This is a genomic window from Enterobacter sp. 237C8, assembly GCF_034106865.1.
In the GTDB taxonomy this organism is placed as follows: domain Bacteria; phylum Pseudomonadota; class Gammaproteobacteria; order Enterobacterales; family Enterobacteriaceae; genus Enterobacter; species Enterobacter asburiae_B.
Genome location: NZ_JAWNDF010000001.1, coordinates 595,723 through 610,066 on the forward strand (window position 1 = coordinate 595,723; position 14,344 = coordinate 610,066).

The following is a 14,344-nucleotide window of genomic DNA, read 5'->3' on the forward strand; positions in this document are numbered from 1 at the left end:
CACCCGACAAAAAGCCCGGTGGCGCTGACGCTTACCGGGCCTACGATCGAACGCTTACCGTTTATGCGAGGACCAGATCGCCCTGTGGATGGCATGAGCACGCCAGCACGTAACCCTCGGCAATTTCCGCGTCGGACAGCGTCATGGTGCTGGTGACGGTGTACTCCCCGGAAACCACCTTCGTCTTACAGCAGCCGCACACGCCCGCACGACAGGCAGCCACTACCGGCACCTTGTTGCTTTCCAGCGCCTCCAGCAGCGTGGTCCCCACGCGGCCAAAGAAGGTCTGCGCAGGCTGCAGTTTGGTGAAGGTAATGCCGCTTGTTGCCGCTTCCGCCACCGGCGTGAAGAACTGCTCTTTGAAGAAGCGGGTCACGCCAAGCGCTTTCACCTCTTTCTCCACGATATCCATGTACGGCGCCGGGCCGCAGGTCATCACGGTGCGGTTCGCGATATCCGGTACGCTTTGCAGCAGCTCGCGGCTCAGGCGACCGGGCACAAAGCCGTGGGTCGCGTTGTGCTCCGCCACCAGCGTCACCGGATAATCACGCCATTCCCCGGCAAAAATCACATCTTCCGGGGAACGGACGCTGAAGATCGACTGCACATCGGCCTGCGGGCGATTTTTTGCCAGCCAGCGGCGCATCGACATAATTGGCGTTACGCCACAGCCCGCCGCCAGCAGCAGGAATTTATCGTCCGTCTTATCGTCACAGGTGAATTCCCCCTGCGCGTCGGACAGCCAGATATAATCCCCGCGCTTGACGTCCCGCGTCAGCCACTGAGAGCCCGCGCCGTCGTCAATGCGGCGGACGGTGAGCGTAATGTACTCGCTCACGCCCGGCGTGGAGGAGATCGTGTAGGCGCGCAGCGTATCCGCCGAATTGCGAACGCTGACCAGCGCGTACTGGCCTGCACGGTACGGATAGTAGTCATGGCACAGCAGCGACAGCGTCCACACATCCGGCGTCTCCTGATGGATGTGATGAACCTGCATCCGCCACGGACATTGTGAGGTTGGCATGGTCATGAATAACTCCTTACGCGCTCAGCAGCTGTTTCATATCATCTTCAACGTTGGTCACGGAACGCAGGCCGAATTTCTCGTTCAGCACCGCCAGCAGGTCCGGCGTCAGGAAGCCAGGCGCGGTCGGGCCGGTCACGATGTTGGTGACGCCGAGAGAGAGCAGGGTCAGGAGGATGACAATCGCTTTCTGCTCGAACCATGACAGCACCAGCGACAGCGGCAGGTCGTTCACGCCGCAGCCCAGTTTCTCCGCCAGGGTGACCGCCAGAATGATGGCCGAGTAAGCATCGTTACACTGGCCTGCATCGATCAGACGCGGCAGACCTTCGATGTCGCCGAAGTCCAGCTTGTTGAAACGGTATTTGCCGCACGCCAGGGTCAGGATCAGGCAGTCTTCCGGCACGCTGGTGGCGAAATCGGTGAAGTAGTTACGCTCGCCGCGCGCGCCGTCGCAGCCGCCGACGAGGAAGATGTGGCGCAGCTTTTCACGGCTGACGAGATCGATCAGCGAATCAGCGGCACCCAGCAGGGTTTCACGACCGAAGCCGACGGTAATAAGGTGCGGGATCTCGCTGTACGGGAAGCCTGCCATCTGCTGCGCCTGGGCGATAACCGGACCGAAATCGTCACCTTCAAGATGGCTCACGCCCGGCCAGCCAACGATGCTGCGGGTCCAGATGCGGTCATCGTACGCGCCGACGGTCGGGTCGATGATGCAGTTAGAGGTCATCACGATAGGGCCAGGGAAGCGGGCGAACTCCACCTGCTGGTTCTGCCAGCCGCTGCCGTAGTTACCGATGAGATGCTTAAATTTACGCAGCTCCGGGTAGCCGTGCGCCGGCAGCATTTCGCCGTGGGTATAAACGTTAACGCCGGTGCCTTCGGTTTGCTTCAGCAGGTTGTAGAGATCTTTCAGGTCGTGACCGGAAATCAGAATGCACTTGCCTTCGGTTGCCTTGACGTTGACCTGCGTCGGCGTCGGGTGGCCGTAGGTGCTGGTTTCACCGGCATCCAGAATGCTCATCACGCGGAAGTTCATCTGGCCGATTTCCATTGAGCACTCAAGCAGGGCGTTCATATCGGCAGGCCAGGTGCCCAGCCACGCCATGATTTTGTGGTACTGGGCATAAATCTCATTGTCGTACTGACCCAGAACGTGCGCGTGCTCCATATAGGCCGCAGCGCCTTTCAGGCCGTACAGGCACAGCAGGCGCAGGCCGAGAATGTTCTCGCCAATCGCCGCTTTGTCTTTATTCGGGGTGAATTCTGCCGCCTGACGCTGGAGGTCGCCCAAATCGTCGCTGACCAGCTGAAGTTCTGACATCGGGTTTTCCACGCGAGCGGAGGCATCCGCCTTCAGGCACTGGGCTTTCAGCGCCTCACGCAGGGCAATCGCTTCGCGGGCGTAGCCGACAATGCGCGGAGAGTCGAAGTTAACGTTGGTCAGCGTGGAGAAAAACGCGCGCGGGGCGAAGCTGTCGACGTAGTGGTCGACAATACCGTATTCGCGGGCTTTGAACGCCCATGCGGAAAGGCCTTGCAGAGCCGCAATCAGCAGGTCCTGCAGGTCAGATGTTTCTGCGGTTTTGCCGCACATACCCTGTGCGTAAGAGCAGCCATTGCCTGCCGGGGTACGGATGGTTTGTTCACATTGCACACAAAACATAATCACACCTGTTAAAGTTATATTTGATATACATGTTTAAGATTATGCCTGTGCCAGAACGGAGAAAAGGGCTTTCTGCTACAAAATAGAGGGAGATTGATTTAGCGCAATTTTGGCGGCAGGAAACCTACCGCCAAAGAAGTATCAGGCAGAGAAGAAGGCCATCAGGACCGGAACCAGCAGGCTTAAAATAAAGCCGTGCACGATAGCCGCGGGAACCATCTCCAGACCTCCGGAGCGTTGTAGTACCGGCAGGGTAAAGTCCATCGACGTCGCGCCGCACAGACCCAGCGCGGTAGAACGACTGCGGCGAACCAGGCTCGGGATCAGCATGATGGCAATCAGCTCGCGCGCCAGATCGTTAAAGAAGGCGGCGCTGCCGATCACCGGTCCGAATGATTCGGTCAGCAGAATACCGGAGAGCGAATACCAGCCAAAACCGGACGCCATCGCCAGGCCGGTTTTCAGGGGAAGATCGAGAATAAAGGCGTTGATGACGCCCGCCACCATTGAACTGGCAACAACCATAACCGCAACCATCATTCCCCGACGGTTGAGGACAATTTGTTTCAGCGTCATGCCATTATTTCGCAGCTGAATACCGATCAGGAACAGCAGGAAGATCAGCGTATATTCACTGGCCTCAGTCGCGTGCTGTAAAAATGCCCAACCGGTCAGCCCAAGAAGAAAACCGAGCACCACGACGCCGCATAATTTTAATGATTCAAGCGCCATTGCAATTCGTGAAGGGAGTTTTTCCTGATGATGGTGATTTTTCCATGGAATAGTGCGTTCCAGCCACAGCAGCGCGGCAATATTGCACAGCAAAATAACCACTACGGTGACGACAGAATAATGGAGGATGGAGAGTAAATTCGCCGATAAGTTGTCCAGAAATGCCAGGCTAATCCCCATAAAGAAAAGAATAACGTAGACAATCCAGCTCAGGAATCGATTAATGAGCCTTAATGCGGATTCACGATGCAGCGGAATAAGATAGCCCACGATCAAGGGCAGCAAAATGATGAGGAGTCCTGAAAACATGAACAGCCGGTCCTTTTTGAGTATCGGTTAAGCGCCAGTGACACTACCCAATAAAGGCTGTTCAGTAAAGCGGCAAAAGAAAGCCGGGCGGCTACGCCTTACCCGGCTTGTGTCTACGTGGGGTGTACGGCCTGTAGCCCTCACCCCGGCCCTCTACCACGGGGAGAGGGAGGAAAGATTAATCGCGTTTTTCCAGCAGGGTGCGATACAGCACGCCACCCAGAATACCGCCGATAACTGGCATCACCCAGAACAGCCACAGCTGCTCAAGCGCCCAGCCGCCCTGGAAGATGGCGACGGCGGTACTGCGTGCCGGGTTAACGGAGGTGTTGGTGACCGGAATAGAAATCAGGTGGATAAGCGTCAGCGCCAGACCAATGGCAATCGGGGCAAAACCGGCTGGGGCGTGTTTGTCCGTTGCGCCGTGGATCACCAGCAGGAAGCCTGCGGTCAGCACGATTTCAATCACAATGGCAGACAGCATGGAGTAGCCGCCCGGAGAGTGTTCGCCAAAGCCGTTAGAGGCAAAGCCGCTGGCCGCCGCGTCGAAGCCGGCTTTACCGCTGGCAATCACGTACAGAACGCCCGCCGCGATAATACCGCCAACCACCTGCGCCACAATATAGCCAATCACGTCTTTCGCCGGGAAACGGCCGCCCGCCCATAAACCTAACGTCACTGCCGGGTTAAAATGACCGCCGGAAATATGCCCCACGGCAAACGCCATGGTTAATACGGTTAAACCAAACGCCAGCGCGACGCCGACAAAACCGATACCTAATTCCGGGAATGCTGCTGCCAGAACGGCGCTACCGCAGCCACCAAATACCAGCCAGAATGTACCAAAGCATTCTGCTGCCAATTTTCTAAACATAACCACCTCAAATAATTATCCGCACGCATTCCCGCGCGCGGGATATATCGCCATAAAGGGATGACGACTCAAAGAGCCCGTATTTTAAAAACCAACAACACCCCTTCGCCACTTAAATAAATTCGATTAATTTGATTTAAGGCAATGTGATGTCAATCCTTGTTCAAACTGGAGGTAAATAGAGCATAGTCCAATTTGCGGGCGGTAGTATCTTGCGAGATGTGGGTTATTTCAAATGAAACCTGATGGATAAATTCTGAATTTTTCGTGCTTCCGCCAGGTTATGGAGGCGGATTGCAGTGTCAAGCCCGTCTGCATCCCGCTATACTGCTGATAACTTGAAGGAAAAAGTGATCATATCGCGGGGGATTTATGCTTCTCGAACGTGTGGAAATTGTCGGGTTTCGCGGTATTAACCGCCTGTCGCTGCAGCTGGAGCAAAACAACGTCCTGATCGGCGAGAACGCGTGGGGTAAGTCCAGCCTGCTGGATGCGTTGACGCTACTGCTTTCGCCCGAGGACGATCTGTATCACTTCGTCCGCGACGATTTCTGGTTCCCGCCCGGCGACGTGACGGGGCGCGAGAAGCACCTGCATATCATCCTGACGTTCCGCGAATCCGAACCCGGACGTCACCGCGTGCGTCGCTTCCGCCCGCTGTCACCCTGCTGGGTGCCGTGCGATGACGGTTTCCACCGGATTTTCTATCGGCTGGAAGGCGAGATGGCGGAGAACGAGGGGGTACTCACCCTGCGTGATTTTCTCGATGAGAAAGCCAACCCGATCCCGCTGGACAATATCGACGATCTGGCCCGCCACCTGATCCGCCTGACGCCGGTGTTACGCCTGCGCGATGCACGCTTTATGCGGCGTATTCGTAACGGAACCGTACCCAATATGCCGGAAGTGGAAGTCACCGCCCGCGAGCTGGATTTTCTGGCCAGAGAGCTGGTGTCGCGTCCGCAGAATCTGACGGATGGTCAAATTCGTCAGGGATTGTCCGCAATGGTGCAACTCCTTGAGCACTATTTTTCCGAGCAGGGCACGTCGGAATCGCGCCACCGTCTGATGCGCCGCCGCTCTCATGATGAGCAGCGAAGCTGGCGTTACCTCGACATCATTAACCGGATGATCGACCGGCCCGGCGGTCGCACCCATCGGGTGATTTTGCTGGGGCTGTTTTCAACGCTTCTGCAGGCCAAAGGCACCGTTCGTCTGGACCGGGACGCCCGGCCGCTGCTGCTGGTGGAAGACCCGGAAACGCGCCTGCATCCCATCATGCTCTCTGTGGCATGGCATCTGCTGAATCTGTTGCCGCTACAGCGCATTACGACCACCAATTCCGGGGAATTATTATCGCTGACGCCGGTAGAACACGTCTGTCGCCTGGTGCGTGAATCCTCCCGCGTCTCCGCTTTCCGGCTTGGGCCGGGCGGTTTGAACGCGGAAGACGGGCGGCGCATCGCGTTTCATATTCGCTTTAATCGGGCGTCGTCGCTCTTTGCCCGCTGCTGGCTGCTGGTGGAGGGGGAGACGGAAACCTGGGTCATCAACGAGCTGGCGCGCCAGTGCGGCCACCATTTTGATGCGGAAGGCATTAAGGTGATCGAATTCGCCCAGTCGGGATTAAAGCCGCTGATAAAATTTGCCCGCCGGATGGGGATCGAGTGGCACGTGCTGGTAGACGGTGATGAGGCGGGTAAAAAATATGCCTCGACCGTGCGGAGCCTGCTGAATAACGAGCGCGAGGAAGAGCGCGACCATTTAACCATGCTGCCCGCGATGGACATGGAACACTTTATGTATCGGCAGGGGTTCGACGACGTCTTCCACCGAATTGCCATGGTGCCGGTCGATGTCCCAATGAACATGCGGCGGGTGATCGCCAAAGCCATTCACCGTTCGTCAAAACCGGATTTAGCCATTGAAGTGGCGACGGAAGCGGGGAGGCGGGGCGTGGAGGCGGTACCGACCCTGCTGCGGAAGATGTTCTCCCGCGTGCTGTGGCTGGCACGCGGGAAAGCGGATTAGCGCTGGGTCGCCTGTTTCACCTGCTGAATCAGGCTATCCAGCAGTTCGTAGCGGCGGCGATATTCGGAACGTTTTTTGCTGGCAATCTCTTCCATCGGTTTACGCGGCATGACGAGCGGCAGCATAAAGTTACCGTTGTCCTGCTTTTCACCGCCGATGGAGATCCAGAAACTGTCGTAATCGGCCAGCAGTTTCCCCTCTTTTTTCTTGCGGTAGCGCCAGCTGCGATAAATATGGGTATCGTTACTGACGGCGACTATTTGCTCTACCGGGAACGCGGCGCCGAGCGTCATTGCGGCCTCGACCAGCAGACGTTTCGGGAACAGACCGTGGCAGGCTTTCGTCGCACCCTGGATCAGCTCGTGGGGAACAAGCGCTTTTGCGCCCTGCAAACCGCCAATGAACAGCGTTGATTTTCCCTCAAACTGGCATAGCGTAAAGGTCATCTCCGCCAGCGCCGTATTTTGACTGTCACAGAAAACGAGGGTAGCTTCTCCCTCTTTATCCATAAACGCGTCGGCACACAGGCGGACGGTAAATTGCTGTTCATCTTTTCCGGTTAAGGTCAGCAGAGTCACGCCCTGCTTTGAAAGGTAACCATGAGTCAGCGTCGCCGGCAGCTGGCGGCACATCATCTGATAGTGCCAGGACAGCGATTCCAGCGCACGCTGTCGATCCATATTGACCGTCAGCCACGGACGATGAAGGCGACACGGCAGCCCCGGCTGAACCTGGAGCATTTGCATCAGGTGCGGATGTTTCGCAAGATCAGACAGCAGGCGAGCGGTGCTGAGCGGTGTCGCCAGTGAACGCAGCATGAACTTACGTCGGTAGGCGGTTTTTTCCCATGCCAGCCCGGGTGCGATCTCACCAAAAGCCAGGTTTTTGAAGAGTTGCCAGCCGGTTTTTGGCTGCGGCAGGTTTGAAAGTGATGTATCGACGATAGAAGACATGGTAGATCCTAATCCTTTTGGAATATCGCTATTTCAACAGGGGAAATGTCAACGTCTCGTAAACAAATTAGGACGATTTCGGAGAACAGGGGTTTCGTTGAGGAGTCGTTTAGATAGAATCAACATTTATAATTGCCAGAACATTTATTTGGAATATTTATGAACCTCAAGGGAAAACGCAGAACGCTGTTTCTGCTGCTGGCGGTCGCGGTTTTAGCCGGTGGGTACTGGCTATGGCAGGTGCTGAATGCGCCGGTGCCGCAGTATCAGACGCTGATTGTTCGCCCGGGCGAACTGCAGCAAAACGTCCTCGCGACGGGCAAGCTTGACGCGCTGCGCAAGGTTGACGTCGGCGCTCAGGTCAGCGGCCAGCTGAAAACGCTGTCGGTTGAGATTGGCGACAAGGTGAAAAAAGGCCAGCTGCTCGGCGTTATCGATCCTGAGCAGGCTGAGAACCAGATCCGCGAGGTGGAAGCCACGCTGATGGAGCTGCGCGCGCAGCGTGCGCAGGCGCTGGCAGAGCGTAACCTGGCTCAGGTAACGCTGACCCGTCAGCAGGCGCTGGCCAAAACCCAGGCTATTTCAAAACAGGATTTAGATACTGCCACCACAGAACTGGCGGTCAAACAGGCGCAAATTGGCACGATTGACGCGCAGATCAAACGCAACCAGGCCTCACTGGATACGGCAAAAACCAACCTCGACTACACCAAAATCGTCGCGCCGATGGCGGGCGAAGTCACCCAGATCACCACGCTGCAGGGCCAGACGGTGATTGCCGCGCAGCAGGCGCCAAACATTCTGACGCTGGCTGACATGAGCACCATGCTGGTCAAAGCCCAGGTCTCAGAGGCGGATGTTATCCATCTTAAGCCCGGACAAAACGCCTGGTTTACGGTGCTGGGCGACCCGCAGACGCGCTACGAAGGCGTGCTGAAAGACATTCTGCCGACGCCGGAAAAAGTTAACGACGCTATCTTCTACTATGCCCGCTTTGAGGTGCCAAACCCGCAGGGCGTGCTGCGTCTGGACATGACCGCACAGGTGCATATCCAGCTGACCGGCGTGAAGAACGTGCTGACCATTCCGCTCTCTGCGCTCGGCGAGTCCGCCGGGGATAGCCGTTATAAAGTGAAAGTGCTGCGCAACGGCGAAACGCGCGAGCGTGAGGTCGTGATCGGCGCGCGCAACGACACCGACGTGGTGGTGGTGAAAGGTCTGGAAGAGGGCGAGGAGGTTGTTGTCAGCGAAAGCCTGCCCGGAGCCGCTAAATGACGGCGCTGCTTGAGCTGAATAACATTCGTCGCAGCTATCCGTCAGGCGACGGTCCGGTGGAGGTGCTGAAGGGCATCTCCCTGCGCGTGGAAGCGGGCGAGATGGTGGCGATTGTCGGGGCATCGGGTTCCGGTAAATCGACGCTGATGAACATTCTCGGCTGTCTGGATAAACCGACCAGCGGTACCTATCGCGTGGCCGGGACGGATGTCTCCACGCTGGACGGCGACGCGCTGGCGAAGCTGCGTCGGGAACATTTCGGCTTTATCTTCCAGCGTTACCATTTGCTTTCTCACCTGAATGCGGCGCAGAACGTGGAAGTGCCTGCGGTGTATGCGGGCGTCGAGCGGAAAAAGCGACTTGAGCGCGCGCAGATGCTGCTGACGCGTCTGGGGCTGGCGGAGCGGGTGGAGTACCAGCCCTCGCAGCTGTCCGGCGGCCAGCAGCAGCGCGTGAGTATTGCCCGTGCTCTGATGAACGGCGGGCAGGTGATCCTCGCGGATGAACCGACCGGGGCACTTGACAGCCATTCCGGCGAAGAGGTGATGGCGATCCTTCACCAGCTTCGCGATCAGGGCCACACTGTCATCATTGTTACCCACGATCCGCAGGTGGCGGCGCAGGCGGAACGCATTATCGAGATCCACGACGGCGAGCTGGTCAGCAACCCGCCGCCGCGTGAGTCCAGGGCTGCGGCGCCGAAAGAAGCGCTGCCGGCATCAACCGGCTGGGGGCAGTTCTCCAGCGGCTTTCGCGAAGCGCTGACCATGGCCTGGCTGGCGATGGCGGCCAACAAAATGCGTACCCTGTTGACGATGCTCGGCATCATTATCGGTATCGCCTCGGTGGTGTCGATCGTGGTGGTGGGCGACGCGGCGAAGCAGCTGGTGCTGGCCGATATTCGCGCCATCGGCACCAACACCATTGATGTCTATCCCGGCAAAGACTTTGGCGACGACGAGCCGCAGTATCAGCAGGCGCTGAAATACGACGATCTGGCGGCGATTCAAAAGCAGCCGTGGGTGAACTCCGCCACGCCTGCGGTTTCGCAGAACCTGCGTCTGCGCGTGGGCAACGTTGACGTGGCCGCCAGCGCTAACGGCGTGAGCGGAGACTATTTCAACGTCTACGGCATGACCTTCAGCGAAGGCGCTACCTTCAACGCCGAGCAGCTGGCGGGCAGGGCGCAGGTGGTGGTGCTGGACGCGAACTCGCGCAGGCAGCTCTTCCCAAACAAAGCCAACGTGGTGGGCGAAGTGATTCTGGTCGGCAACATGCCTGCCACGGTCATCGGCGTGGCGGAAGAGAAGCAGTCGATGTTTGGCAGCAGTAAGATCCTGCGCGTCTGGCTGCCCTACACCACCATCTCAGGGCGGATTATGGGGCAGTCCTGGCTCAACTCCATCACCGTACGCGTGAAGGAGGGCTACGACAGCGCGCTGGCCGAACAGCAGCTTGAACGGCTGTTAACCCTGCGCCACGGGAAGAAAGATTTCTTCACCTGGAATATGGACGGCCTCTTGAAAACGGCGGAAAAGACCACACGTACTCTTCAGCTGTTCCTCACGCTGGTGGCGGTGATTTCGCTGGTCGTCGGCGGCATCGGGGTGATGAATATCATGCTGGTGTCGGTAACCGAACGTACCCGGGAGATCGGCATTCGCATGGCGGTCGGCGCCCGGGCCAGCGACGTGCTGCAGCAGTTTTTGATTGAAGCGGTGCTGGTGTGTCTGGTTGGCGGGGCGATGGGTATTGCGCTCTCGATGATGATCGCGTTTGCGCTTCAGCTCTTTTTACCCGGCTGGGAGATTGGCTTCTCGCCGGTTGCCATTATTACCGCATTTTTGTGTTCGACCTTTACCGGCATTTTGTTTGGCTGGTTGCCCGCCCGCAACGCGGCGCGGCTGGATCCGGTGGACGCGCTGGCTCGGGAATAACCCGAAAATAAAAATGCCAGCCGATCGGGCTGGCATTTTGACTGCGGGATGTACACAATAAAACAGAGAGCTATGCAACCGTCTCTGCTTCAACGGGTACGATTAGGCTGGCATGATTGCCTTTTGGTCCCTGATGTACATCGAACCGGACGGACTGCCCGGCTTTGAGCGTTCTGTAACCATCCATCTGAATGGTGGAATAGTGAGCGAAGATATCCTCGCCGCCGCCTTCGGGGCAGATGAAGCCAAACCCTTTGGCGTTGTTGAACCACTTAACAGTACCCATTTCCATGCTTCGACATCCTTCGTAAATCTTATAAGTTAAGATGGAATGAACCGGTGGTGGAGTGGGGGCTGTTCAAAACCTCGCCATCTCACGCTTGTACAATTTAGAGAAACGAAAGAAGTCGTCAAGCGTTTGGCGCTGGAGATGGGACAATAATCAACCAAAGTTTGAAGCAGTTAACGCTATTGCAACAGTTTGTGACAGACATCGCGGATGACAGTAATAGATGATTGTTATCTAACATCTGAGGTAGATTCAAAGTGGTTATGCATAATGGGTAAGACCAACGATTGGCTGGATTTCGACCAGCTGGCGGAAGACAAAGTGCGCGACGCGCTAAAACCGCCATCTATGTATAAAGTTATGTTAATGAACGATGATTACACGCCGATGGAATTTGTTATTGACGTGCTACAAAAGTTCTTTTCTTATGATGTAGAACGTGCAACGCAACTGATGCTTACCGTTCATTATCGTGGCAAAGCTATCTGCGGCATCTTCACAGCCGAAGTGGCGGAAACCAAAGTGGCGATGGTGAACGACTATGCGAGGGAGAACGAGCATCCGTTGCTGTGTACGCTGGAAAAGGCCTGATAAGGCATAAAATTGGGGGAGGTGCCTATGCTCAATCAAGAACTGGAACTCAGTTTAAACATGGCTTTCGCCAGAGCGCGTGAGCACCGACATGAGTTTATGACCGTCGAGCATTTACTGCTCGCACTGCTTAGCAACCCATCTGCCCGCGAAGCGCTGGAAGCCTGCTCCGTGGATCTGGTGGCGCTACGTCAGGAACTCGAAGCCTTCATCGAACAAACCACACCGGTGCTGCCAGCCAGTGAAGAAGAGCGCGACACGCAGCCGACGCTCAGCTTCCAGCGCGTGCTGCAGCGCGCGGTATTCCACGTCCAGTCTTCCGGGCGTAGCGAAGTGACTGGCGCAAACGTCTTAGTCGCCATCTTCAGCGAGCAGGAGTCACAGGCTGCCTACCTGCTGCGCAAACACGAAGTCAGCCGCCTCGACGTGGTTAACTTTATTTCTCACGGAACGCGCAAAGACGAGCCTAACCAGGCATCGGATTCCAGCAATCAGGTCAATAACAATGAAGAGCAAGCAGGCGGGGAGGATCGTATGGAAAACTTCACCACCAACCTTAACCAGCTTGCTCGCGTTGGCGGTATCGACCCGCTGATTGGTCGCGATAAAGAGCTGGAGCGCGCGATCCAGGTGCTGTGCCGTCGCCGCAAGAACAACCCGCTGCTGGTGGGTGAGTCAGGCGTGGGTAAAACCGCGATTGCCGAAGGGCTTGCCTGGCGCATTGTGCAGGGTGACGTGCCGGAAGTGATTGCCGACTGCACCATCTACTCGCTGGATATCGGCTCGCTGCTGGCGGGCACAAAATACCGCGGTGATTTTGAAAAACGCTTCAAGGCGCTGTTGAAACAGCTGGAGCAGGACACCAACAGCATCCTGTTTATCGATGAGATCCACACCATCATCGGCGCAGGTGCGGCCTCCGGTGGCCAGGTGGATGCCGCGAACCTGATCAAACCGCTGCTCTCCAGCGGCAAGATCCGCGTGATTGGCTCCACGACCTACCAGGAGTTCAGCAACATCTTTGAGAAAGACCGTGCGCTGGCGCGTCGCTTCCAGAAAATCGACGTGACCGAACCGTCCGTCGAGGAAACGGTGCAGATCATCAACGGCCTGAAGCCGAAGTACGAAGCGCACCACGACGTGCGTTACACTGCGAAAGCGGTCCGTGCCGCGGTGGAGCTGGCGGTGAAATACATCAACGACCGTCATCTGCCGGATAAGGCGATTGACGTGATTGATGAGGCAGGGGCGCGTGCGCGCCTGATGCCGGCCAGCAAGCGTAAGAAAACCGTTAACGTGGCGGATATTGAGTCCGTGGTGGCCCGCATCGCGCGTATCCCTGAGAAGAGCGTTTCTCAGAGCGACCGCGACACGCTGCGCACCCTCGGCAATCGCCTGAAAATGCTGGTCTTTGGTCAGGATAAAGCCATTGAGGCCTTAACCGAAGCGATCAAGATGGCCCGCGCCGGGCTGGGGCATGACCACAAGCCTGTCGGTTCCTTCCTGTTCGCTGGCCCGACCGGCGTGGGGAAAACCGAGGTGACGGTTCAGCTCTCCAAAGCGCTGGGCATTGAGCTGCTGCGCTTTGATATGTCCGAGTATATGGAGCGTCACACCGTCAGCCGTTTGATTGGTGCGCCTCCGGGCTACGTGGGCTTTGACCAGGGCGGCCTGCTCACCGACGCGGTGATCAAGCATCCGCACGCGGTCCTGCTGCTCGATGAAATCGAGAAAGCGCACCCGGACGTGTTCAACATCCTGCTGCAGGTGATGGACAACGGGACGCTGACCGACAACAACGGGCGCAAGGCGGACTTCCGCAACGTGGTGCTGGTGATGACCACCAACGCCGGCGTGCGTGAAACCGAGCGTAAATCCATCGGCCTGATCCACCAGGATAACAGCACCGATGCGATGGAGGAGATCAAGAAGATCTTCACGCCGGAGTTCCGTAACCGTCTGGACAACATTATCTGGTTCGATCATCTGTCTACCGAGGTGATCCATCAGGTTGTGGACAAGTTCATCGTCGAGCTGCAGGTTCAGCTGGATCAGAAAGGCGTGTCGCTGGAAGTGAGCCAAGAGGCCCGCAACTGGCTGGCCGAGAAAGGCTACGACCGTGCGATGGGGGCCCGTCCGATGGCGCGCGTGATTCAGGACAACCTGAAGAAACCGCTGGCGAACGAGCTGCTGTTTGGCTCGCTGGTGGACGGCGGTCAGGTGACCGTGGCGCTGGATCAGGCGAAGAACGAACTGACGTACGATTTCCAGAGTGCGGCGAAGCACAAGCCGGAAGCGGCTCACTGAGTTAAACGTTAATGTAAAAAACCGGGCATTTGCCCGGTTTTTTTATGCCTGCCAAGGTAAAAGCAAAACGACAACAGTGTTGTCGTTTTTAGGGTTTTCTCCCTCTCCCTGTGGGAGAGGGTTGGGGTGAGGGCAACAGACCACAGAGGAATTTTGCGAGGCGCTTTCCAGTTTCTTTCGAAGTCAGTTGCTGGATAAATCCACAGTAATAAAATGGCGGCGCACCTGCAAAATCAGGTGTCAGGATTGGCGTCCTGATTACACACGAGAAATGATGTTGATACGTCAACTATCATCAGGTTCGTTCACACTTTTGAAAGCTAGCGATATAATCCGCAGACTCAATTATG

At 56.9% G+C, this 14,344-nt stretch carries 11 protein-coding genes; 5 read left to right on the top strand and 6 right to left on the bottom strand.

Annotated features, from left to right (window positions below):
• Positions 1–61 precede the first annotated feature (61 nt).
• From hcr to aqpZ, 4 genes are all read right to left on the bottom strand, one after another.
• The gene (gene hcr, locus USF70_RS02915) at positions 62–1,030 is read right to left on the bottom strand and encodes an NADH oxidoreductase (protein WP_214538259.1); all 969 of its coding nucleotides are present in this window, start codon (positions 1,028–1,030) and stop codon (positions 62–64) included.
• Between the two features lie 10 nt (positions 1,031–1,040).
• Positions 1,041–2,693 carry a hydroxylamine reductase gene (hcp, locus tag USF70_RS02920; protein ID WP_033145071.1) on the bottom strand — a complete coding sequence of 551 codons (1,653 nt, stop codon included), beginning with the start codon at positions 2,691–2,693 and terminating at the stop codon, positions 1,041–1,043.
• 144 nt (positions 2,694–2,837) lie between these two features.
• Positions 2,838–3,737 carry a lysine exporter LysO family protein gene (locus USF70_RS02925; protein WP_033145072.1) on the bottom strand — a complete coding sequence of 300 codons (900 nt, stop codon included), beginning with the start codon at positions 3,735–3,737 and terminating at the stop codon, positions 2,838–2,840.
• A gap of 178 nt (positions 3,738–3,915) precedes the next feature.
• On the bottom strand, positions 3,916–4,611 hold the full coding sequence (aqpZ, locus tag USF70_RS02930) for an aquaporin Z (protein ID WP_033145073.1): 696 nt from the start codon (positions 4,609–4,611) through the stop codon (positions 3,916–3,918).
• Between the two features lie 372 nt (positions 4,612–4,983).
• Here aqpZ and USF70_RS02935 point away from each other — a divergent pair, with 372 nt between their 5' ends.
• Entirely contained in the window at positions 4,984–6,642 is a 1,659-nt protein-coding gene (locus USF70_RS02935) for an ATP-dependent endonuclease (protein WP_029739481.1), read from the top strand.
• Here the strand turns inward: USF70_RS02935 and USF70_RS02940 are convergent.
• Entirely contained in the window at positions 6,639–7,595 is a 957-nt protein-coding gene (locus USF70_RS02940; protein WP_320735254.1) for a VirK/YbjX family protein, read from the bottom strand. The genes USF70_RS02935 and USF70_RS02940 overlap by 4 nt on opposite strands.
• 159 nt (positions 7,596–7,754) lie before the next feature.
• Here USF70_RS02940 and macA point away from each other — a divergent pair, with 159 nt between their 5' ends.
• Both macA and macB read left to right on the top strand, forming a co-directional pair.
• The gene (gene macA / locus USF70_RS02945; RefSeq protein ID WP_096150398.1) at positions 7,755–8,870 is read left to right on the top strand and encodes a macrolide transporter subunit MacA; all 1,116 of its coding nucleotides are present in this window, start codon (positions 7,755–7,757) and stop codon (positions 8,868–8,870) included.
• Entirely contained in the window at positions 8,867–10,807 is a 1,941-nt protein-coding gene (gene macB / locus USF70_RS02950) for a macrolide ABC transporter ATP-binding protein/permease MacB (RefSeq protein WP_032658224.1), read from the top strand. The genes macA and macB overlap by 4 nt, the downstream gene beginning before the upstream one ends.
• A 70-nt stretch (positions 10,808–10,877) precedes the next feature.
• Here macB and cspD read toward each other — a convergent pair whose 3' ends face one another.
• The gene (cspD, locus tag USF70_RS02955) at positions 10,878–11,099 is read right to left on the bottom strand and encodes a cold shock-like protein CspD (RefSeq protein ID WP_006809408.1); all 222 of its coding nucleotides are present in this window, start codon (positions 11,097–11,099) and stop codon (positions 10,878–10,880) included.
• A 267-nt stretch (positions 11,100–11,366) separates the two neighbouring features.
• Here cspD and clpS point away from each other — a divergent pair, with 267 nt between their 5' ends.
• Complete coding sequence (gene clpS, locus USF70_RS02960) at positions 11,367–11,687, top strand: ATP-dependent Clp protease adapter ClpS (protein ID WP_006174393.1); 321 nt, start codon at positions 11,367–11,369, stop codon at positions 11,685–11,687.
• A 27-nt stretch (positions 11,688–11,714) separates the two neighbouring features.
• A complete protein-coding gene (clpA, locus tag USF70_RS02965; RefSeq protein ID WP_008499992.1) occupies positions 11,715–13,994 on the top strand; it encodes an ATP-dependent Clp protease ATP-binding subunit ClpA in 2,280 nt (759 codons plus the stop codon).
• Positions 13,995–14,344 lie beyond the last annotated feature (350 nt).